This window comes from Pseudomonas reactans, assembly GCF_013387025.1.
Taxonomy (GTDB): Bacteria; Pseudomonadota; Gammaproteobacteria; order Pseudomonadales; family Pseudomonadaceae; genus Aquipseudomonas; species Aquipseudomonas reactans.
The window spans coordinates 175505-198010 of sequence record NZ_JACAQP010000001.1; the positions used below are offsets into that span (position 1 = coordinate 175505).

The 22506-nt window shown below is 61.9% G+C and carries 13 protein-coding genes; 7 read left to right on the forward strand and 6 right to left on the reverse strand.

What is annotated here, in order from left to right:
- Window positions 1-14 precede the first annotated feature (14 nt).
- From HX793_RS00840 to HX793_RS00855, 4 genes are read right to left on the reverse strand one after another with little or no spacing between them, the layout of a single operon-like run.
- Window positions 15-1544, reverse strand: a complete 1530-nt coding sequence (locus HX793_RS00840; protein ID WP_016977436.1) for a DHA2 family efflux MFS transporter permease subunit — start codon at window positions 1542-1544, stop codon at window positions 15-17.
- Window positions 1544-2743, reverse strand: coding sequence for an HlyD family secretion protein (locus HX793_RS00845; protein ID WP_177094256.1), 1200 nt, complete (start codon window positions 2741-2743; stop codon window positions 1544-1546). Before HX793_RS00845 ends, HX793_RS00840 begins: the two co-directional genes overlap by 1 nt.
- Before the next feature lie 15 nt (window positions 2744-2758).
- Entirely contained in the window at window positions 2759-4210 is a 1452-nt protein-coding gene (locus HX793_RS00850; RefSeq protein WP_177094254.1) for an efflux transporter outer membrane subunit, read from the reverse strand.
- The gene (locus HX793_RS00855; RefSeq protein ID WP_016977433.1) at window positions 4207-4680 is read right to left on the reverse strand and encodes a MarR family winged helix-turn-helix transcriptional regulator; all 474 of its coding nucleotides are present in this window, start codon (window positions 4678-4680) and stop codon (window positions 4207-4209) included. Before HX793_RS00855 ends, HX793_RS00850 begins: the two co-directional genes overlap by 4 nt.
- 168 nt (window positions 4681-4848) lie before the next feature.
- On the opposite strand from HX793_RS00855, the gene HX793_RS00860 reads away from it, so the two are divergent.
- The 7 genes from HX793_RS00860 to HX793_RS00890 all read left to right on the forward strand — a co-directional run bounded on the left by HX793_RS00860 (window position 4849) and on the right by HX793_RS00890 (window position 16736).
- On the forward strand, window positions 4849-7635 hold the full coding sequence (locus HX793_RS00860) for an ATP-binding protein (RefSeq protein WP_016977432.1): 2787 nt from the start codon (window positions 4849-4851) through the stop codon (window positions 7633-7635).
- Window positions 7622-8809: a response regulator cyclic di-GMP phosphodiesterase PvrR gene (gene pvrR, locus HX793_RS00865; RefSeq protein ID WP_177002824.1), complete on the forward strand. Its 1188-nt coding sequence runs from the start codon at window positions 7622-7624 to the stop codon at window positions 8807-8809. The genes HX793_RS00860 and pvrR overlap by 14 nt, the downstream gene beginning before the upstream one ends.
- Window positions 8810-8860: 51 nt before the next feature.
- Window positions 8861-12019 carry a hybrid sensor histidine kinase/response regulator gene (locus HX793_RS00870; RefSeq protein WP_178905433.1) on the forward strand — a complete coding sequence of 1053 codons (3159 nt, stop codon included), beginning with the start codon at window positions 8861-8863 and terminating at the stop codon, window positions 12017-12019.
- Between the two features lie 22 nt (window positions 12020-12041).
- The gene (locus HX793_RS00875) at window positions 12042-12686 is read left to right on the forward strand and encodes a response regulator (protein WP_016977429.1); all 645 of its coding nucleotides are present in this window, start codon (window positions 12042-12044) and stop codon (window positions 12684-12686) included.
- An 83-nt stretch (window positions 12687-12769) separates the two neighbouring features.
- Window positions 12770-13360 (forward strand): fimbrial protein, encoded by a 591-nt coding sequence (locus tag HX793_RS00880; protein WP_095016768.1) that lies wholly within the window; start codon window positions 12770-12772, stop codon window positions 13358-13360.
- A gap of 60 nt (window positions 13361-13420) precedes the next feature.
- Entirely contained in the window at window positions 13421-14170 is a 750-nt protein-coding gene (locus tag HX793_RS00885) for a fimbrial biogenesis chaperone (RefSeq protein WP_177050703.1), read from the forward strand.
- Between the two features lie 85 nt (window positions 14171-14255).
- The gene (locus HX793_RS00890; protein WP_177060573.1) at window positions 14256-16736 is read left to right on the forward strand and encodes a fimbria/pilus outer membrane usher protein; all 2481 of its coding nucleotides are present in this window, start codon (window positions 14256-14258) and stop codon (window positions 16734-16736) included.
- A gap of 309 nt (window positions 16737-17045) precedes the next feature.
- Here the strand turns inward: HX793_RS00890 and HX793_RS00895 are convergent, their stop codons facing one another.
- Window positions 17046-20717, reverse strand: coding sequence for a translocation/assembly module TamB domain-containing protein (locus tag HX793_RS00895; protein ID WP_177094250.1), 3672 nt, complete (start codon window positions 20715-20717; stop codon window positions 17046-17048).
- On the reverse strand, window positions 20717-22444 hold the full coding sequence (locus tag HX793_RS00900; RefSeq protein ID WP_177050709.1) for an autotransporter assembly complex protein TamA: 1728 nt from the start codon (window positions 22442-22444) through the stop codon (window positions 20717-20719). The genes HX793_RS00895 and HX793_RS00900 overlap by 1 nt, the downstream gene beginning before the upstream one ends.
- Window positions 22445-22506: the final 62 nt, after the last annotated feature.

Consider the following 22506-nt stretch of genomic DNA (forward strand, 5'->3'; position numbering starts at 1 on the left):
ATCGAGTACATCCCTTAGTGGCCGGAAGCTGCCGGCCCCGCTTTCGCGGTAAACGGTGGCTTGGCCAACCACACCAGCAACATCAACCCCATGAACATCCACCCCAGCAACGTGAAGTAGTCCACGGTGGACATCATGTACGCCTGGCTGGTGAGGATCTGATCCAGCTGCGTGTAGGCCTTCTGCCCTGCCCCGCCCAGCGCCTGCAAGGCATCGCGGGTGGCGGAGTCGTAGGTGGTCATGTTCTCGCTCATGTACGCATGGTGCTGGTCCGCCCGGCGGATCCAGATCCAGGTGGTCAGCGACGCCGCAAAACTACCGCCCAACGTCCGCAGGAAGGTGGCCAGGCCAGCGCCATCGGCAATCTGGTGCGGCGGCAGGTCGGACATCAGGATGCTCAGGGTCGGCATGAAGAACAGCGCCACGCCGATGCCCATGAACAGTTGCACCAGGGCGATATGCTGGAAGTCCACCTCATTGGTAAAGCCTGCGCGCATGAAGCAGCTCAAGCCGATCGCCAGGAACGCCAGGCCCGCCAGCAGCCGCAGGTCGAACTTATGCGCGTACTTGCCGACAAACGGCGACATCAGCACCGGCAAGATACCAATCGGCGCAACCGCCAGCCCCGCCCAAGTGGCGGTGTAGCCCATCTGGGTCTGCAGCCATTGCGGCAGGATCAGGTTGATACCGAAGAAGCCCGCGTAGCCCAGGATCAACACAATGGTGCCGATGCGGAAGTTGCGGTAGGCGAACAGCTTCAGGTTGACCACCGGGTGTTTGTCAGTGAGTTCCCAGATGATGAACACCGCCAGGGCAATCACCGAAATCGCTGCACCGATGATGATGAAGTTGGATTCGAACCAGTCCAGGTCATTGCCCTTGTCGAGGATGATCTGCAAGGCGCCGACGCCGACGATGAGGCTCAACAACCCCACGTAGTCCATCGGTTGATGGCTGGTGACCACGGGGCGTTTCTTCAGCTGGGAACGCACCACCATCACCGCAAAGATGCCGATCGGTACGTTGATGAAGAAGATCCACGGCCAGCTATAACTGTCGGTGATCCAGCCGCCGAGGATCGGCCCGGCGATGGGTGCCACCACCGTGACCATCGCGAGCAACGCCAGGGCCATGCCGCGCCTCGCCGGCGGGTAGACCGCAATCAGCAGCGTCTGGGTCATTGGGTACAACGGCCCGGCCACCAGGCCTTGTATGACCCGAAAGGCGATCAGCTCGGGCATCGATGTGGAAATACCACAGAGGAACGACGCCAGCACAAACAGCATGGTCGCCCACAAGAACAGCTTCACCTCGCCAAAGCGGCGGCTCAACCAGCCGGTGAGCGGCAAGGCAATCGCGTTGCTCACCGCAAACGAGGTGATGACCCAAGTACCCTGCTCCGAACTCACGCCGAGGTTGCCGGAAATGGTCGGCAGCGCCACGTTGGCGATGGTGGTGTCGAGCACCTGCATGAAGGTCGCCAGCGACAGGCCAATAGTGGCCATCAACAGGCTGGGTGGCGTGAAGGAGGCGTTATTGCTCATCAGCGTTGCACAGCCTTGGGCGCGGCGAGGCTGTTGTCATGGATCAACTGGGTGATCATGGCGTCCGCTTCGGCAAGTTGGCGGTCATACACGTTGGTGGTAAACGAAGCTTTCTGCGGCGCCTGCTGCGCAAGGACCGGGCCGCTCTGGTCGTGCAAATCGACGTTGACCAGGGTACTCAAGCCCACGCGCAGCGGGTGCTTGGCCAACTCGTCAGCATTGATATGGATGCGCACCGGCACCCGTTGCACGATCTTGATCCAGTTACCGGTGGCGTTCTGCGCCGGCAGCAGGGCAAATGCGCTGCCCGTGCCCGCACCGAGGCTGTCGATGGTGCCGCTGAATTTCACGTCGCTGCCGTAGATGTCCGACTCGATGTCCACCGGCTGGCCGATACGCATGTCGCGCAGTTGGGTTTCCTTGAAGTTGGCGTCGATCCACAGCTGGTTCAGCGGAATCACCGCCATCAACGCGGTGCCCGGTTGCACACGTTGGCCCAGTTGCACAGTGCGCTTGGCCACGTAGCCAGTGACCGGTGCAATCAAGGTGCTGCGCGCATTGGTCAGGTAGGCCTGGCGCAATTGCGCGGCGGCGGCCTGCACATCGGGGTGAGACGAGATCACGGTGTCATCCACCAACGCATTGGTGGTTTTCAGTTGCTGCTCAAGGTTGGTCAGCGCGTTTTTAGCGGCGGTCAGGCTGTCACGGGCGTGGGACAGTTCTTCCTGGGAAATCGCCCCGCCCTGGGCCAGGGTTTTACGGCGGTTGAAGTTATCCTGGGCGGTTTGCACGTCGGCTTTCTGCGCATTGACCTGCGCCTTCATGCCGTCGACGTTGCTGTACAAGCCGCGCACCTGGCGCACGGTGCGGGCCAGGTTGGCCTGGGCGCTTTGCAGGCCGACGGCGGCGTCGTTCGGGTCGAAGTTGACCAGCACCTGGCCTTCGTGGACCAGGTCGCCATCGTCGGCGCCGATGCTGACCACGGTGCCGGTGACCAGCGGGGTAATTTCCACCACATTGCCGTTCACGTAGGCGTCGTCGGTGCTCTCATTGAAGCGGCCATAGAGTTCATACCAGCCCCACACGCCTACCACTGCGAGGATGACGATCAGCGCCAGGCCGATCAGCATCACTTTACGTTTGCGTGGGTTGTTGTCTTGGGGTTGTTCAGTTGTGTTGGTGTTTTCGGCAGTGGCCATGACAAATACCTCAAATTATTCCGAGCGTGTGGCTGGGGTGGTCGCGGCCATGTTCCTGGCGTCGTATCCGCCACCCAGGGCCTGCATCAATTGAATCGACAGATCGATCTGCGCAGCATTCAGCGTCGCCAACTGGCGTTGGGCTTGCAGCAATTGCTGCTCGATGCTGAGCACATCCAGGTAGTTGCCGATGCCGGAGCTGTAGCGCTGCACACCGGTGTCGTAGGACTGCTGGGCAATGTCCGCGGCATGTTGCTGGGCTTGGATCTGCCGGCCGGTGTCGCGCAGTTGTGAAAGGGTGTTGCCGATATCGCCCAGGGCTTGCACCAGGGTTTTGTTGTACTGCGCCACCGCCAGGTCGTAGTCGGCGTCGCGGGCGTCGAGGTCGGCGCGCAGGCGGCCGCCGTCAAAGATCGGCAGTGAGATCGTCGGCGCAATGTTGAAGAAGCGGCTGGCCGAACCGAACATCGCATCCCCCAGCAACGACTCGGCCCCAGCGCTCGCGCTCAGGTTGAGGTTGGGGTAGAAGCGGGTCTTGCTCGCGTCGATATTCTTGCCGGCTGCCTCCACGCGCCAGCGCGCGGCGATCAGGTCCGGGCGACGGCCCAGCAGCTCGGCGGGCAGCACCGAGGGCACAGCGACGGCGCTGGGCTTCAGCACGTTGGGCCGAGCGAGTTCACTGCCCCGGTCCGGGCCTTTGCCGAGCAATACCGCCAAGGCGATCTTGGCGCTTTGCAGTTGTTTTTCCGCATCGATCAGTTGCGACTGGGAACTGGCTTCCAGGCTTTCAGTCTGCTGGTACTGGTAGTGGCTGTCGATGCCCGAGTTCAGGCGACGCTTGCCCAGGTCGAGCATCTGCCGGGTGCGCTTGAGGTCATCGTTGGCCAGGTCGCGCACGATGTGGGCCTGGCCGAGGTCGCTGTAGGCCTTGGCCACGTTGGCGGCCAGGGTCAGGCGCGCGGCCTGTTGATCGACCTGGGCGGCGCGCGCCTCGCCCAACGCTGCTTCCCAGGCGGCCCGCTGGCCACCCCAGAGGTCAAAGTTGTAGTTGAAGCTGGCGCCGATGTTACGCACGGTCGAATAGGCATCGCCCTCCCCGCGTGGGTCCTGGTCTTTGGCCAGGCGCGAGCGGCTCACGCCCGCGCTGGCATCCAGGGTCGGCATGCGCTCGGCGTTGGCGGCGTAAGCAGCAGCCTCGGCCTGGTGGGCCCGGGCGCTGGCGACTTGCATATCGGGGCTGTTCTGCAGGGCTTCCTGGATCAGGCCGTCGAGCTGGGGGTCGCCGAGGCTTTTCCACCAATCGGCGCTGGGCCAGGCCGCGCTCGACAAGGTCACGCCGCTCAGGGTCTTGCCGGTTTGCAGGCTGGTCGCGTCGAGGCGTTGGCCTTGGGTGTCGAGGCCGCTGTAGTTGGCGCAACCGGCCATGCTCATGGCCACCAGCACCAGGCTAAGTGCGCGTCTGTTCATTCATTACCTACCCGCTGGATGACGATGGCGTCACCGGCAGCTACCAGAATTTTCTTGAGGATCCGTTCCAGGGTTTGCAACTCGCCAGGCTCCAGGGCGCCGGCCAACTCGTTCATCGACTGCGCGCCGATGTGCGGCAGCATGTCCGCCAGGCGCTGGCCGTCTTCGGTGAGCACCAGCCGCACCTGGCGCCGGTCCTGCTCGGAGCGTTGGCGCGCCAGCAGGCCCTTCTGTTCCAGGCGGTCGAGCATGCGGGTCATGGAACCGCTGTCCAGGGACAGGTTGCGGCACAGTTCCGCCGGGGTATCGACGTCGAACTGGGCAATGATGATCAACACCTTGAACTGCGCGGCCGTCACGCCATGCGGTTCCATATGGGTATCGATAATGCGGTCCTTGAGCAGCGCCGCCCGGCCCAGAAGCAGGCCGAGATGGCAGTTGCGAAAACTGTCAGGCGTGAAGTGAGACATCGGAAGTCACCTTATTACTGCCTAGGCAGTGAATGTATGACAAGATGTTACTGCTTAGGCAGCGAATGTCAAATGGAATTATTAGCTTGCTTGGTATCTGGCGGATGAATGGTGGGTTCTAAGGATCGTCTGATTTTTCCCACGGTTGACCATCCCTAAAGTGGCGGGATGAGATTAAAGAGCTACCTGCACCAGATCAGCCCCGTGCTGTCCACGCCCCATGCCGCGCGCCGTCTGTTGCGTATTTTTGCGTTGGTACTGCTGGTGGGCATGTTGGGCGGCGTGTACAGCTTCCTGCTGTTCACGTTCAACAATGAGATCTCCCAGCGGCGCAGCTATATGAGCAGCGCCATCGCCGAGGCGCATACCTTTTTCACCACCCGTGAAGCGCTGTTGGAAAGCCTCAGCCTGTCAGCGACACGCAAGGCCGAATTGAACCTGCCGGTCTCCGATGAAGAAATCCGCCTGTTGCTGGGAAATACCCCGGGCAAGCAATGGAGCATTTGGCTGACCCAGCGCATGCGTGACTTCTTGAGGGCCAAGCAGCTCAACCTGCTGTATGTCAGCACGGATGCCCAAGTGCTGCGGCTGTACGATGCTTCGCCCGTGGCGGCCGATTTCCCCGCGACCATGCTGGCGCAACTGCACGCCCTCAAGCAGCAGAAAACCCTGCAGGAACTCTGGCTGACCCACGCCACGGACGGCCACTCACAGCTGTACATCTTTATTCGCCTGGATGAACGCGACCTGGACTCCGGCTGGCTCGGCCTGGAAATGGATGATCGGGAAGTCTCCAACGCCTTGAGTGATCACAGCGCCGGCGAGTTCACCATGTTCAATGCCCAGGGCATGCCGCTCTTCAGCAACAGCCATAAACCACCGCCAGGGCAAAACCTGCCGCACCTGCGCCAGCAGGACTTCTTCGGTTTTGTCGGCGATGGCTGGCTGCCCGAACAATTGGTGCTGCGCAAACAACTGAAGTCTTCAGACTGGCAGCTCACCTACTCCATCGACCTGCGCGCGGTCCTGTGGGCGCTCTGGCCACAGATGCTCGGCGCCCTGCTGTTCTGCCTGCTGACCATCAGCCTGGTGTGCCTGCTCACCCGTCGCCTCGAACACCGCTTTATCACGCCGGCGATCCATCGCATCCAGGCACTGGTGGAAAGCGAGCTGTTCAGCCGCGACGTGATCCAGACCGCCCCCGTGGCGCTGTGCGTACTGCGTCGCACCGATGGCACGGTGGTGCTGAAAAACACCCTCGCCCAACAGTGGCTCGGTGAGTGTGGCGCACAACTTGGTCCCGGCTGGATTCGTCAGGCCTTCGACCCCGACGCCCCCTGCCTCACCGACTACTTCGAAGCCGCCGACGGCCGCCATCTGTACCTGAGCTGCGCACCCACCCGCTACAAAGGCGAAGACGTGTTGCTCTGCGCCTTCAGCGACATCAGCGCACGCCGGCAGATCGAAGCGGCGCTGGAACAGGCACGCCAGTCCGCCGACGCCGCCAACGAAGCCAAGACCTTGTTCCTGGCCACCATGAGCCATGAGATCCGCACGCCGCTGTATGGCGTGCTCGGCACCCTGGAACTGCTCGCCCGCACCCGCCTGGATGCCCAGCAGAAAAGCTACCTGCACGCCATCGAGGGATCGTCCGCGACGTTGCTGCAACTGATCTGCGATGTGCTCGACGTGTCAAAAATCGAAGCCGGGCAACTGGCCCTGGAACTGAGCGAATTCTGTGTACCGACCTTGGTGCAGGAAGTGGTGCAAGGCTATGCGGCAGCGGCACACAGCAAAGGCTTGCAGTTGTATGCCTGCCTCGATCCGCAACTGCCCCGGCGCCTGATCGGTGACGCCAGCCGCGTACGCCAGATTCTCAACAATCTGCTGAGCAACGCGGTCAAGTTCACTGACTCCGGCCGCGTGGTGCTGCGGGTCAAAAAGCTCAGTCGCGAAGGCGAACGGGTGTGCCTGCAATGGCAAATCTCCGACACCGGCAAAGGCATCGCCCCTGCCGACCAGGCGTTTATCTTCGAGCCGTTCTACCAGAGCGAAGGCAACTCCCATGTGATCGCCGGCACCGGCCTTGGCCTGGCTATCTGCCTGCGCCTGACCCATTTGATGAACGGCACCCTGCGCTTGGTCAGCGAGCCGGGACTGGGCAGCAGCTTTTCCCTGAGCGTGCCGCTGGAACAACCGAGCGGCAATACACCGCCAGCCTTGCAGCCATTGGCAGCGGAAATCGTGTATGTGCTATCGCCGATCCGCGAACTGGCCGACAGCCTCTGCGGCTGGCTGCGCCGCTGGGGCGCGCGCGCGCAGGTCGGTCTGCCGACCTGCACCGAGCTGGCGGGGCCCGGTGTATTGCTTGAACTTATCGAACGCCGCCTCGACTTGCCCTGGCACGGGCCACGGGTACTGGCCAGCAATGACGGCGCGCACGAACCGCAGTTCAGCGGCGATGGCTGGCAGGTCAACCTCAATGACCTGGATGCGATCCAACAAGCTGTCCGCCACGCCCAGAACGGCCAGGTGGTGCCACCCCAGGCGCGCTGCGAAGTGCGCGACCTGCGCCCCTTGCACCTGCACATCCTGGTGGCCGAAGACAACGTCATCAACCAGTTGATCCTGCGCGACCAGCTTGAAGAACTCGGCTGCAGCGTGGAACTGGCCAGCGATGGCGAAGAGGCCTTGGCGCGCTGGCACGAGGGCACCTTCGACATTGTGCTCACTGACGTCAACATGCCCAGGCTCAACGGCTACGAACTGACCGAAGCGCTTCGACGCCTGGGCTGCACCACCCCGATCATCGGCGCAACCGCCAACGCCCTGCGCGGTGAAGAAGCCTTGTGCCTGGCGGCCGGCATGAATCACTGCCTGGTCAAACCCTTTACGCTGCGAGCCTTGTCCTCTGTCCTGGCTCCCTACGAACGAGCCATCCATGAAGCCCTGTAGCATTCTGATTGTCGAAGACCATCCCTTTCAGCACCTGTATTTGCAGAACCTGTTCAGCGAGTTGGGTGAGTTCGACCTGGTGTGCGCCCGGGACGGCGAGGAGGCGCTGGCCTGCCTGAAGCAACGAGACTTCGACTTGGTGCTCACTGACCTGTTGATGCCAGGCATGGACGGCGTGCAATTTATCCAGGGCCTGGCCGCGCAACCGTCGCGCCCAGCATTGGCGATCATGAGCGCCGCCTCACGGCGCATGTTGATGGGCGCGAGCCTGGTGGCGAGCAACCTGCAAGTGAAGGTGATCGGGCTGATTTCCAAGCCGGTGAATGCCGCGGCCTTGCGCTGCCTGACCGATCAATTGCTGGCGCTGCGCCAGGTCGAACCGGCCGAGACCCAGCCCGGCATTGATTGCCAAAGCCTGATGAATGCTCTGGTCAATGGCGAGCTGCAAGCCTGGTTCCAACCCAAGAAAGCCCTGAGCAATGGTCGCATCGTCGCGGCCGAAGCCTTGGTGCGCTGGGTTCACCCCGAGCATGGCCTGTTGTTACCCGGCATGTTCCTGCCGGCATTGATCAGTTGCAACCTGGAAGAACGCTTGTTGTGGTGCGTGCTGAAACAAGCGATGGCCGCTCAAGCCATGTGGCGCCAACACGGCTATGACATCCCGGTATCCATCAACTTGCCCACTCACCTGCTCAACAGCCACGACCTGCCCGACCGCATCCTGGCGTTCGTGCAGGAACACCAGGGCTTGCCCGCGCGCATCTGTTTCGAGCTGATGGAGTGCTCGGTGCCGGATGACATCAGCAACTTCTACGCCGGCGCCTGTCGCTTGCGCATCAAGGGCTTTGGCTTGTCCCAGGATGATTTCGGCAAGGGCTACAGCTCGTACATGAACCTGGTGTCGGCGCCGTTTACCGAGGTGAAGATCGACCGCGCACTGGTGCAAGGCTGCAACGCCAACGAGGAACTGGCCCAGGCGCTCACCAGCATTGTCAGCCTAGGGCGTCAGCTGGGCTTGATCGTAGTCGCCGAAGGCGTAGAAACCGCGCAAGAACTTGCGCTGTTGCGTAAGATCGACTGCACTCAGGTCCAAGGCTTCCTGATCTCCCACGCCGTGTCTTCGGATCAGTTCCAGCAATTGCTGACCCACGACGGGCCGGCGAGCGCCTATTGACCCGCTGGCCGGGTGCGTACGAACGCCGTTAGCTTGCGAGGTCACCGCGTCATGCATCACCCCAACGCCTTCCTGGAGAAACTCACCAGCAGTTCGCTGCGCCTGAACAAAGGCTTGCTGGTGCTGGGGGCCTTGGTGCTGTTGCTGCTGGGCATCAGCTTTCTTGGCGCGCAACGCATGATTCAGGAGCAACGCGACACCCTGCACTTTCACTTCGCCCGGCTGATGGAGAACATCCACGAGCAGGAAGTGTTCTTGATCGATATCTCACGGGGCAGCACCAACGCTAAGTACAAGTCCATTGGCCTGCCGCCGCCTTTTGTGCAAAAGCCGCTGCCCGAGGAAGGACCGAACACCTATGAAGGCCGCGGTTTGCCGTTCTCCCTGCCCTACAGTTTGAAAATCAACTCCGACAAGATAGCCGCCGACCAATACCCCAAGGTTTTCGCCCTGGGCACCTACCTGTCGGCTTACTACAGCGCCTTTTGGGCGGGCTCCCACTACCAGGCACCTCAAGTGGTCGTGGTCAACGGCCCGGACAATTTCGACATCGCCGTGCCCTCCTCCGGCCGGCTGCGCGATGGCGGCCACGTGCATATAGGTATGTTGGTGGACGTGATGACCCAACTCAACGAGCGCCTGCACCTACAGAACACCCCCCAGCCCCATCACACCGTGCACTGGGAACCCTACGACACCGCCCCCGATGGCAAGGAAGCTCCGATATTGTTGGGTTATGTCGATATCAACCTGGCCTCCACCTCGCTGACCGTCACCGGCGCCAACACCTGGGTGGTGGTGGCCTCGCTGCTGGACCTGTCCAAGGTCAATAACATCGAGCGGCTGATGCAGTGGTCGATCTACGACGACTTCACCTTGATCACTCCAGGTGGCGTGGTGCTAACCGGGGCCGTCAAGCCCAGCGAGGTGCTCAATGAAGGTGTGAACCTCAACCGCGACGGCCTGGTGTTCAAGCTGACAAGCCAGGGCGAGCAGCCCTGGACGGCGATCTACGTGATCAGCCTGCAACGCTTTCTCGACTATGCGCTGTGGCCTTTGCTGTGCCTGGTAGGCGTGGTGCTGGTGATGCTGGGGTGCAGTCGCGCGTTCAATCGCTGGTACACCGCACGGGTAGTACTGCCTGCCCACCAAGCCCATGCCAGCATTGCCGAAAGCTCGGCATTCGCCCGAGCGGTCATCGACACCGCACCGACCGGCCTGTGTGTGATCCGGCGCAGCGACCATCATGTACTCCTGCAGAACCAGCGCGCCTTGGAGTGGCGCGACGCTCGCCCGCTGTTCGACTTGCTCAAGCAACAGACGCAGGCTGCACCGGGCCAGGCCGACCTGGAAAGCGAAGGCCGCCACCTGCACGTGGCGTTCGTGCCCACCCGCTACCAGGGCCAGGATGCGTGGCTGTGTGCGGTGCATGACGTGACCCGGCATATCGAAGACGCTGCGGCCCTGGAAGAAGCACGCCAAGCCGCAGACTCGGCGAGCGAGGCCAAGAGCCGCTTCCTCGCGACCATGAGCCACGAAATTCGTACGCCGCTGTATGGCGTGCTGGGTACCTTGGAGCTGCTCGGCCTCACGTCGCTCGCGCCGCGCCAGCAGGATTACCTGCAGACCATCCAGCGCTCCTCAACCACGCTGTTCCAACTGATCAGCGACGTGCTGGATGTCTCCAAAATCGAAGCCGGGCAAATGACCCTCGAACTCCAGGATTTCTGCCCACTGGAACTGACCGAAGACTGCGTGCGCACCTACAGCGCGTTCGCCCGCTCCAAGGGCCTGCAGCTGTATGCCTGCATCGACGCGGACCTACCGGATCGGTTGCGCGGTGACCCCCTGCGTATCCGCCAGATCCTCAATAACCTGCTGAGCAATGCGATCAAGTTCACCGACAACGGGCGTGTGGTGCTGCGCCTGCGCGCGTCGGAGAACACCGCCGGCGAGGTAGACCTGCAATGGCAAGTCAGCGACTCCGGCGTGGGTATTTCCCAAGCGCAACAGCAACAATTGTTCGACCCGTTCTACCAGGCTGAAGATGCCACCAGCCAGGCCGGCGCAGGCCTGGGCCTGGCGATTTGCAAATGGTTGTGCGAGTTGATGCACGGCCAACTGAACGTGGTCAGCGAACCCGGCCTGGGCAGCAGCTTTACCCTGCACCTCGCGCTGGAGTCAGTCCCCGGCGCCCTGGCTGACTGCCCCGCCTTCAGCCCCGGCATGCCGACGGTCTATGTGCGCGCGCAGGAACTTGAACGGGCGCAACACCTGATCGACTGGCTCAAGCGCCTAGGGCTCGACAGCCGCGCGGTTTCACCCGATGCGCCGTCCTCTGCACTGCTAGTGGACTTCACACGAGAACCGGCTTGGCCCGGCACGCGGATCATCGCCACAGCCGGCGGGCCGAACCCGGCGCAGCGGTGTGCCAGCGACTGGGCCGTCGACGCCGACGACGTGCGCGCGATTGCCTGGGCCATCTCCCTGGCACAGCAGGGTGCCGAGGCCGGCAACCGCCCCGCGCCCACCGTCAACGCGCGCCCGCTCAACCTGCAAGTGCTGGTAGCCGAAGACAATGCGATCAACGCCGCCATCATTCAAGAACAACTGCAAGCCCTGGGCTGCTCGGTGGTGCTGGCCGCCAACGGTGAACAGGCACTCATGCAATGGCTACCGGGGCGCTTCGACCTGGTGCTGACCGACGTGAACATGCCGGTGATGAACGGCTACCAGCTCGCCAAGGCGTTGCGCCAGCAAGATGCCGCGCTGCCGATTATCGGGGTGACGGCCAATGCCATGCGCGAAGAAGGCGAACACTGCACCGCCGTCGGCATGAATGCGTGGATGGTCAAGCCGCTGAACCTCGCCACCTTGCGTACCAAGTTGGAAAAGTACTGCAAGATCGAGGTGCCCGCCGTCGTCGACATGCCGCCGTTGTCGCCCAAAATGCGCGAACTGTTTGTCACTACCCTGCGTCAGGATGTTCAGGCCACCCTGACCGCGCTAGAGAACCAGGACGCCAATGGCGCAGCGCAGCAATTGCACAGCATGGCCGGTGCCCTTGGCGCGGTGCAGCTCGGTGACATGGCGAGTGCCTTCGTCGAGCTGGAACTGCGCCTGACTGGCATGGCGGTCACCCCCGCACTCGCCCTGGAAGTACGGCGCAACCTGGCCCGCCTCACGACATTGCTCGACACCTTTGAATAACCTCACTCTGGATAATCACCCCATGGAAACCCTCAACGTAGTCATTGCAGACGATCACCCCATCGTGCTGGTCGGGGTACGGGAACTGGTCGAGCGCGATGAGCGTTTTCGCGTGGTGGGCGAAGCCGTGTGTTCCAACGAATTGGTGACGCTGCTGGAAACCACGTCGGTCGATCTGGTTATCACCGATTTCAACATGCCGGCGGACTCGCCCTACGGCGATGGCCTGAAGTTGGTGGAGTACCTGGTGCGGCACTTTCCCAAGGTGCGCGTGCTGGTGCTGACGATGATCTCCAATCCGCTGATCCTGACGCGCTTGCAGGAATTGGGCGTGCTGGCCGTGATCCAGAAAAACCAACTGCACAATGAGATCCAGGCCGCGCTCAAGGCCATTGCCCGTGGCAACCCGGTTCGCAGCAAGGGCCCGCAACCGACCTCGGTACTGGAATCGTCTGACCTCGATGAGCGCTTCACCCGGCTGTCGCCCAAGGAGCATGAGATCCTGCGTTTGTTTGTCTCAGGACAGAGCGTCAATGAAATTGCACGAGGGTTGAACCGCAGTGCCAAAACCATCAGCACACAAAAAGTTGCGGCCATGCGCAAGTTGGAAGTCAACAGCGACCAAGACTTGCTGGCTTATTGCATAGAGCGAAACTTGTTCAACTAACACCCGCTTCTAGGGATCGTCTGATGTTCCACTAACCGCCGCCGTCTTATCGTGTTGTTTTAACCCCACCATGGAAAAACAACATGAAACAGCTGTCTCGCACACTTCTGGCATTGTCGATCTTCGCCGCGGGTAATGCCTTTGCCGTCGACCCACCGGTAACACCGACCAAGGCCGGCAGCGGCACCATCAACTTCACCGGCAGTATCAACAATGATGCCTGCTCCGTTGAAGGCATCGGCGTCAACAAAACCATCTCGATCAACATGGGCGAAGTGTCGATCAAGGACATGGGCACCGCCACCGCCCCCAAAGGCAACGGCACCCTGAGCGCCGAGAACTTTGACATGAAGATCAGCTGCAACGCCGGCACCAAAGTGGCGATGATCTTCGAACCGACCAAAGGCGCCGGTTCAGGCATCGTGACCGGCACCAAAGTGTTGAAGCTGATCGACGGCCTGGGCGCCGCCAAGAACATCGGTATCGCCCTGCTGGACTCCAATGGCGCACTGATCGACCTGAGCTCGCCAACCACCGCGAAGATCGAGAACACCTTGCAGGACAGCAACACCACGCTGAAATTCTCGGCCGCCTACGTCACCACCATCGACGCTGCCTCTGCCGTGGCCGGTCGTGGCGATGCCACCCTGCCGTTCACCCTGCAGTACGAATAACCCCAGCCCGATGCGGGGCCTGCGGGCCTCGCACACCTCTCGAACGTAGCGGTAGCCATTATGTTTTTTCGCCACTCACTGCCCCTGTGCGCGGGCCTGCTCGGCCTGCTTGCAGTCGGGCAAGCCACAGCCGGCATTTCGTTGAGCAGCACGCGCTTGGTGTTCGACGGCCAACACAAAGAAGCCGGAATCACCGTTCGCAACAGCGGCGAGGACGTGTTGATCCAGTCCTGGGTCGACACGGACGCCGACGACGCGACTTCGGTACCCTTTGCCGTCACCCCGCCGCTGGCGCGGGTCACCAACAATGAGCAACAACTGTTGCGCGTGATCTATGAAGGCACGGGCATGCCTGCCGACCGCGAGTCGGTGGTGTGGCTCAACGTGCAGGAAATCCCCAAGGCCTCGAAAACCGAGAACACCTTGCAGCTTGCCGTGCGCCAGCGCATCAAGGTGTTCTTCCGCCCGCCCGCGTTGAAAAACAACGCCTACCTGGCGCCGACCGAACTGCTCTGGCAACTGGCCGAACACGGCGGTAAACGCGTGCTGCGGGTGAGCAACCCTGGGGTTTATCACGTGTCGATTGCCGACATCACCCTACAGGCCGGGGCCGTCAGCGAACATCCATTTGATTCGATGATGATTGCGCCAGGCGAACAAAAAGAGTTCCAACTCAAGCAACTTTCCTCGATTAACTCCGCGCTCTTGAAGTTCAGCAGCATCAACGACTATGGCGCACAAGACCCTTATAGCGCGCAACTTTCTGACCGTGCTCAAACCAGCGCGAGTTTGAACAAAGAATCACCATAACGCGCCTGCCGTTCGCGCAGCCGCACTTTCACTGTATTTCTCTTCGCTCCGTTAGTTCGTATCGGAGGTGATATAGGGTTCCTGCATGTTTTTATTCAAGCGCGATAGTCTGGCGCCTTTTTTGATTGTCGTGGGCTTCAGTTCGGTCTGCCAGGCCGACGACAATGAACAGTTCAATACGTCGTTTTTGCAAGGCGCCGCAGCGTCCGTTGACCTGCAGTCATTGCTCGCCAGCAGCAGCGTGCTCCCCGGCAATTACCGAGTTGACCTGTATGGCAACGACACCCTGGTGGGCCGACGCGATATCGACTTTCGCCGCAACCCTGTAAACGGCCGAGTCGAAGCCTGCCTGACCCTGGAGATGCTGCAACAAGTGGGCGTCGATATCGGCGCCTTGCAGTCCAGCGGCAAACTCGTCGACACCGACCCCAATGCCTGCCTCGACCTGCCTGCGCTGATCGAACACGCCAAAGTACGCTACGACGTACCGCGCCTGCGCCTGCTGGTCAGTGTGCCGCAACGCGCCATGGAGCGCGGACGCCGCGGTTATGTCGACCCGGCCTTGTGGGATGATGGCGTCCCCGCCGCATTCATCAACTACCAGTTGAGCAGCAACCGCAGCAGCACCGACGCCGACACCACGCTGTCGAATAACCTGGGCCTGCGCAACGGGATCAACCTGGGGGCCTGGCGCCTGCGCAACGAGTCAAACTTCAGCAGTAGCACCGGCCGCCCCAGCACGTTCAAGAGCAACCGCAGCTACCTGCAACATGACGTAACCGCCTTGAAAGGCCAGTTCAGCGCCGGGGACATTTTCTCGGATGCCGACCTGTTCGACAGCGTGCGCTATCGCGGCTTGAAACTGGCCTCCGACGACGGCATGCGCGCCGACAGCGAGCGCGGCTACGCGCCGATCATCCGCGGCATTGCGCAGTCCAGCGCCACCGTCGAGATCCGCCAGAACAACTACATCCTCTATACCGCCAACGTGCCGCCGGGCCCGTTCGAGATCAGCGACATTTACCCCAGCGGCTCCAACGGCGACCTTGAAGTGACGGTGATCGAAGCGGACGGCCGTCGCCGGGTCACGGTGCAGGCGTTTTCCAGCCTGCCGATCATGGTGCGTGAAGGCCAACTGAAATACAGCGTCTCGGCGGGCAAGTACAACAGCAACAGTGACGCGCAGAAGACCCCGCAGTTTGTCAGCAGCACCCTGGCGTATGGCATCAGCAGCAACCTGTCGGGAATCGTCGGGGTACAGGCCACGCAGGACTTCCAGGCGCTGTCGGTCGGGGCCGGACGCAACACATCGATCGGCGCAGTGTCACTGGACCTGACCCACTCCGCCAGCCGCACCTTCGGCCGGCAGGTCACGGGCAACAGCCTGCGCGCGCTGTATGCCAAGACCTTTACCGGCACCGACACCAACTTCACCTTGGCGGCGTATCGGTATTCGACCGAGGGTTATCGCACCCTCACCGAGCATGTCGAGGAACTGAGCAGCGACGGCCGCACACGCCTGGGCAGCTCGAAAACCCGCACCGACCTGACCGTCAACCAGAGCCTGGGGCGCAACCAGCAGTTCGGCAGTGTGTACGTAAACGCCAGCGATCAACGCTACTGGGGACGCGGCGGCGCGCAAAGCCTGTCAGCGGGCTACAGCAATTACTGGGGCGACGTGAGCTACAACGTCAGTGCTACCCATACCAAGGATGTCGGCAACTACGGGCCGACGAACAATGACACGCTGATCAACCTGTCCCTGTCGTTTCCGCTGGGTTCGAAGCCACGTGCACCAAGGGCATTTGTCTCCGCCAGCACGCAAAAAGACAGCGACACCACGCAAATGGGCGTTAACGGTTACCTGACGGACGACAGCGACACCTATTACTCACTGCAAGCTGGCAACAGCAGCACGGGCGGCAGCACCGGCTCGGCCAACCTCAGCACGCGCACCTCGCTGATGGACATCAGCGGCGGTTACAGCCAGGGCCGTGGCTACAGCGCGCAGAACCTCAACGTGGCCGGGTCAGTGGTGGCCCATGCGGGTGGTATCAACCTGGGACAGACCGTGGGCGAGACCTTTGCGCTGGCGCAAGTCGAAGGCATTCCCGGCGTGAAGATCGGCAGTTTCTCCGGCGCAAAAACCGGCAGCAACGGCTATGCCGTGATCCCCAATGCCCAGCCTTACCGGGTCAACTGGATCAGCCTGGACACCCGCGACCTGGGCGCTGATATCGAAATCGATAACGCCACCCAGCAAGTCGTGCCTCGACGCGGCGCCGTGGTTTTGGCCCGCTACGCCAGCAAGACCGGACGCCGCGTACAGTTCGCCTTGTTCGACGCCCAGCACCGACCGATCCCGTTTGGCGCATCGCTGGAAAACATGGCGGGCAAACAGATTGCAATCGCCGACCCGAGTGGCAAGGCCTTGGCCTTGGTGGAAGAAGACACGGGGACGCTGGTGATCAACTGGGGCGACCAGCACTGCCAGGCGCCCTATGCGCTGGGCGAACCCAACAAGGCGTTGAACTATGAGCGGGTAGCCCTGACCTGCGCGCCGTAGCTGTGATCACACCGATGTAGCTATAGGTATCTACACAATAACAACCATCGCCGGCAAACCAGCGCCTGTAGGAGCCGGCTTGCCGGCGAAAAATACGAGGGCGCCGCGTTTTGCCTGGTTTCCCGCGTCATCGTTAACGACCATCGCTGGCAAGCCAGCTCCTACAAGGCACCGTGTTGCGACGCGGTCCTGTAGGAGCCGGCTTGCCGGCGAAAAACGCGAGGGCGCCGCGCTCTGCCTGGTTTCCCGCGTCATCGTTAACGACCATCGCCAGCAAGCCAGCGCCTACCGTTTTAAGCGAGGCTGGGCTCAAAAATCCCGCTTGTAGAAGATATCCAACGAACTGGCCACACCACTGGCCACCTCCAGATACACCTTCTTGCTCAACAAATACCGCAGTGCAATCGTACTGGCCGGCTCAAACACCCCCACCCCATACCGCAAGCTGAGTTTCTCAGTAATCTTGCCACTCGCCACCACGGCAGTGTTATTCCCGCTGCCCTGCGTATCAAGCTCAAAGTCCTGGATCCCCAAGTTCTTCGCCAGATCCGACGTCACCCCGGCGCTGCCCATCAACCCCAGGCCCAATGCGGCCTGGGCCAGCATGTTGTTGTCTTCACCCGTGGAGCTCAGCGGACGCCCCAGCACGAGGTAAGACAAGGCTTGCTCCTGAGCCATCGCCGGCTCCGAGAAGATCTGCGTAGTGGGCTGTTCGGCGCTGCCGCTCAAGCGAATGCCGGCGATCACATCGTCGGTCTTGCGGATCGCCTCGATGTCCAGATACGGCTGGTCCAACGGCCCGGCAAACAGCAACCGCGCACGGCGCACATCCAGCTTCTGCCCGTAGGCGCGATATCGGCCATCGTTGAGCCACAGCTCACCACGGGTGTCCATGTTGTCGCCGATATGCACCTGGCCCTGCACCTTGGCAGTAAGGCCGAAGCCCGAGAAGTTGAGCTTGTCTTCGCCCACCACCACGTCGATGTCCATGGCCATCGCCATTGGCGGCTTGCCCTCTTCGGTCTGGCTGCCGATGATCACGGTGTCATCCGAGACCTTGACGGTGGACGGCGGCAGTTCGCGTACGGTGATATCGCCCCGCGGGATGTGCACTTTGCCGGCGACGGCCAGCTTGTCGTTCTTCAGGCTGATTTTCAGGTCGGGCGCCACTTCCAGCACCGCGTAGGGCTCCACCGTGACCGGCAGTTGCGAGCCTTGCAGGCTGAGGTCCACCACCAGGGCTTGGCCCCAATCAATCTGGCCTTTAAGGCTGCCCTGCCCGGCCTTGCCACTGCGCCAGCCACCGTTGAGCTGCACGCTTTCACCGGCAATCAGCGCCTGCACGTTCAGGCCTTCCAGGCTGATGGGCAGTTCCGGACCGGAAATCTCGCCGCCCACCAGGTTCACGTTGCCGTTGACCTGGGGCGCCAACAGACCACCGGAAATACGTCCGTTGCCATTGAGCTTGCCGCTGAGGGTTTCCACCATCGGCACAAACGGCCGCGCGACCGCGAGATCGAGGCCGACCAGGCTGAAGTTGCCGGTGATCGGCTTGTTCTTCGGCAGCGGATTGATCTGCGCCTGCAACATCAATTCTCCAAGCTTGCCGCCACGGAAATTCAGCTGGGTGTCGATGCGCTTGGGGTTGAGGGTGGTTTCCAGCTTGAGCGTGTCGTAGGGGAAATCCAGCCACTGGTCCTTGTCCTTGACGCGCAAGGTGCCGCCGCTGGCGTCCACCGCGACCACGCCTTTAGGGCCGCTGTCGGGCAGGTCCAGTTGCAGGTCGGCATTCAGCTTGCCTTGCCAGGCGAAATCCTTGGGCAGGAACGCCGCTAGGCTGTCGATGGGGAATTGCTTGAGGTGGTAGCGCAGCTTCGGCTCGGGCATCAGGCGCTGGTCTTCGCCGCACAAACTAGCGGGGCCGGATACCCAGCAATGCGCGGCAAACGTCAGTTTGCCATCGGCCATGTGTTCGATCTTCGCCGGGGCTTGCAGCCTCCAGTCCTGGCCGCCAGCCTGGACATCGCCGCTGGCCAGGCGCCCGCGCCAGTTGCCTTTGTCGAGATTGCCATCCAACGCCAGTGCGAGCTTGACCAGTGGCCCAGCCAGGTCCAGTTGGACTTTCTGGTTCTTGATATCACCCTGGGCGCTGGCGGTCAGGGTGCCGACCTGGGTGTCGCCGGATTGGATGCCGCTGCCTTTCAGGTCGATCTTGGCGCGCTGGGCACTGTCCAGGTTGGCGTCGAGGGTGAGGTTTTGCAGGCGGTTGTCGGCAAATGCCAGTTGCTGGCCCTTGAGAGCGAGCTTGCCCTGGGGGGCGTTGAGGCTGCCGGCCACGTCGAGTCGGCCGTTGACCTGCCCGCGCAATTGCGGCCAGAGCTGGGCCAGGCGCGCCAACTTGATATCGATCTGCCCGGCCAGCCGTTGTTGCAGGCTGCCGCTGCCATTGATGCGGTTGTCACCCAGGCGGATATCCAGGTTGGCCAAGGTCCACTGCTCGCCCGCGCCTTCAGCCTTGGCCGCCAGCACGGCGGTTTGGCCACGCAGGCGGCCCTTGAGGTCGAGGTCAGCGTTCAGCTTGAGTTGCTCGCTCTTGAACTCGCCCTTGCTGCGCAGCGGCCCGGCCAGGGTGCCTGGCAATTCTGCGACCCAATACGCCGGGTTAAGCGCGGACAGGTCCAGCGCGGTGTCCCAGGCAATGCCCTCAGCGAATTGAACATTGAGATGGCCTTCGGCTTTGCCTTGGCCAGCGGTGAGTTTCAGCTCGGGCAGGAAGATCTGCTTGAGGTCCCCACTGAACGGCGTGACCACATTGAACTTGCCCGCCGGGCCGTCGAGGTCGGCCTTGAGGTTACCCAGGTAGTTGCCGTCCTTGTAGGAAATCTCACCATTGAAAGTACGCAGCGCGACTTGTGGCTCGTCGATCACCGGGTAGAGGCGATGCCAGGGGAAGTCCAGCCAGTCGATCTTGGCGTCGGCGCTGAAGCCCTGCTGCCAATCCAATTGGGCCGTCAGCTTTAGGCTCTGTTTGTCACCGGCATTCAGGTCCAGGCCGGCAATCTGCGCGCCCTTGGCGTCGACCCGGCCTTGCAGCAGCAAGTCCACCGGGCCTTTTTCCGCTGGCAACACGGCCTTGCCGAGCAGTTGGTAGCCGCGGCTCAAGTCACCTTTGGCGGTGAGGTCCAGTTGATTGAGTTGTAGAGTGTCAGGCAAGTCGGCGCTGGGTTTGAAGCCGTCGGCGGTGATGTGCACCTGGGCCGGAAGGTTTTCCGCCAGGGGCTGCAGTTCTCCGGTCAGTTTTGCGGGCAGATAGCCGCTGCTGTCGGCGTCGAGCTTGAGGGTCTTGAGCAGGTCGCCGTCGACCTTGAGCGCCACCTTCCACGGTGCACCGCCCGGTGCGTAGGGCAGGCTCAGGTTACCGGTGGCACTCAATGGCCAGTCGCCAGTGGGTTGCAGCAGACCGGCGAGGTCCAGTACCAGGTCGTCCCGTTGCAGGTGTACCGAGTCGATCTGCATGCCGGCGGCCGTCCAGTGCGCCGCCAATTGCAGGCCCTTGAGTTCTTCGCTGCCGTTGAATAGCAGGCTACCGACGCGAACGTCGCCCAACTGGACGGCAACCGGCAGCTTCAAGTCGGGCAGTTGAATCGGCCCGCTGCTCTCCTCTGTGCTCGGCGGAAATTGCAGGCTGACCTGCTCCACGTCCAGTTGATTGATGCACAGCGTCATGCGCAGCAAGCACGCCGGCGACCAATCAAATGTCGGCGCCTTGAGTTCGACGCGGCTGCTGTCCTGCTGCCACAGTAAATGGTCAGCGCTCCACCGGCCCCCCAGATGCCCCTGGAAATTTTCTACCGTCAAACCCGGAACACGGCCCAACGCCCAGCGGCTGCCCGTCTGGGTGCCGAGCACCGTCCACAGTGCCAACAACAGCACGGCAAGGATGGCCACCACGGCCAATCCCGCTATTTTCACACCACGCATCACAGCTCAGGCCCCATGGAAAAGTGCAATCGAATGCCGCCCGGATCTTCCAGGGCATGGGCCAGGTCAAGACGGATCGGACCGACCGGCGAGACCCAGCGGATGCCGACACCGACGCCGGTTTTCAGGCTGGGCAGGTCCAGGTTGTTGAAGGAGTTGCCCTGGTCGATGAAGGTTGCAATCCGCCACTTCTCGGCAATGGAATATTGATACTCAGCGCTCAGGGCCACCATGTAGCGACCACCGATGCGATCGCCCCGGTCGTTCTCGGGTGATAACGTCTGGTACTCGTAACCGCGCACACTTTGGTCACCACCGGCAAAGAAGCGCAGCGACGGCGGCACCGATTTGTAGCCGTTGGTGGCACTGCCGCCCACTTGGGCGCGGGCGAGGAAGCGGTGGTTGTCCCACAACGTGGTCAGGCCTTTGACCATGGCCGTGCCGTAAAGCAGGTTGGTGTCGGAACCCAGCCCTTCTTTGGCGACCTTGGTGTCGAACTGCAGGCGGTAGCCATTGTGCGGGTCGATGCGGTTATCGCTGCGCAGGTAGGAATAGCTGACGCCCGGCATCACCAGGTTACTCAGGCCGGAGTCATTGCCCAGCCGATACTCCTCACGCTGATATTTGAGCGAAATCACACGGGTCCAGCCGCTGGGCAACTTGCTGTGCCATTCAGGGCCGAGGGTCAGCAATTTACTGACCGTATCAGTGTTGGCGATTTCTTCGTTCTGGTAGCCGCCCGCAAAACGCAGCTTGTCGGTCAGTGGCGGATCGAGCGGGATGTCGTACCACAGGCCAACGTTCTGCCGAGGCGCCGACAGCTCGGCCTCCCAGCCATAACTGTGGCCCTGCGGGTTGACCCAGTGGCGGGTCCAGTTGGCTTTGCCGCGCGGACCGACGTCGGTGGAAAACCCGAGGCCCAGCCCCATGGTACGCGGCTTACGGGTTTCCAGGCGTACGGCCACCGGGATGATGTCATTGGTTGAAGCGGCCGGGGCGGCGTCCACGCGCACGCCTTCAAAAAAACCGCTGCCTTGCAGGTTCTGGTTGAGTTCGGCGATCAGTTCGGAGTCGTAGGGCGTGCCGCTTTTGAACGGCACCATGCGTTGCAGCAGGTCTTCGTCAAATGGCGTATCGCCAGCAAAGCTGACTTTGCCGAGGGTGTAGCGCGGACCGCTGTCATAGATGAGTTCGATATCGGCGACGCCGGCCTGGGGGTCGACCGCGAGTTTCTGGCTAGTGAAGCGCCCGCCGAAAAAGCCGTAGCGCGAGGCCTGGTTCTGGATCAGACGCTTGGCGTCTTCGTAATGGCCGTGGTTAAGCACGGCGCCGGATTTGAGGTCGTTGCTGACGGGCACGCGAAAGGCCTTGAGGTCAGCGGCAGGGCCGTCGACCCGAATGGTCACGTTACGCAAATGCACCGGTTCGCCGGGGTCGATGGTGAGGGTCAGGCGCGGATTCTTGCCGCCCTTCACGTCACTCTCGATCTGTGGCTGATAGAAGCCCAGAGCCTGGGCAGCTTTGCGCGCCTGCTCCTCGGCGCCACGGCTGAACCGCAGCAAGGCTTCTTCATCACGATCGCCCACCCCGCCGATATAGCCTTCGATGTTGGCTTTCAACGCGTCGTTTGAGGGTTTGATCCGCACGTCCAGTTCGCTTTGCGCCAAGGCGCCGCAGCTTGTGAACAGCAGAATCAAGCCGCTGGTAAATCTTCCTGGAAACTTCATAGACGCGGATGCTACACGACCTGGGGAGACTGTTTGAACTCGGAAATTTCTGAATAATTCTT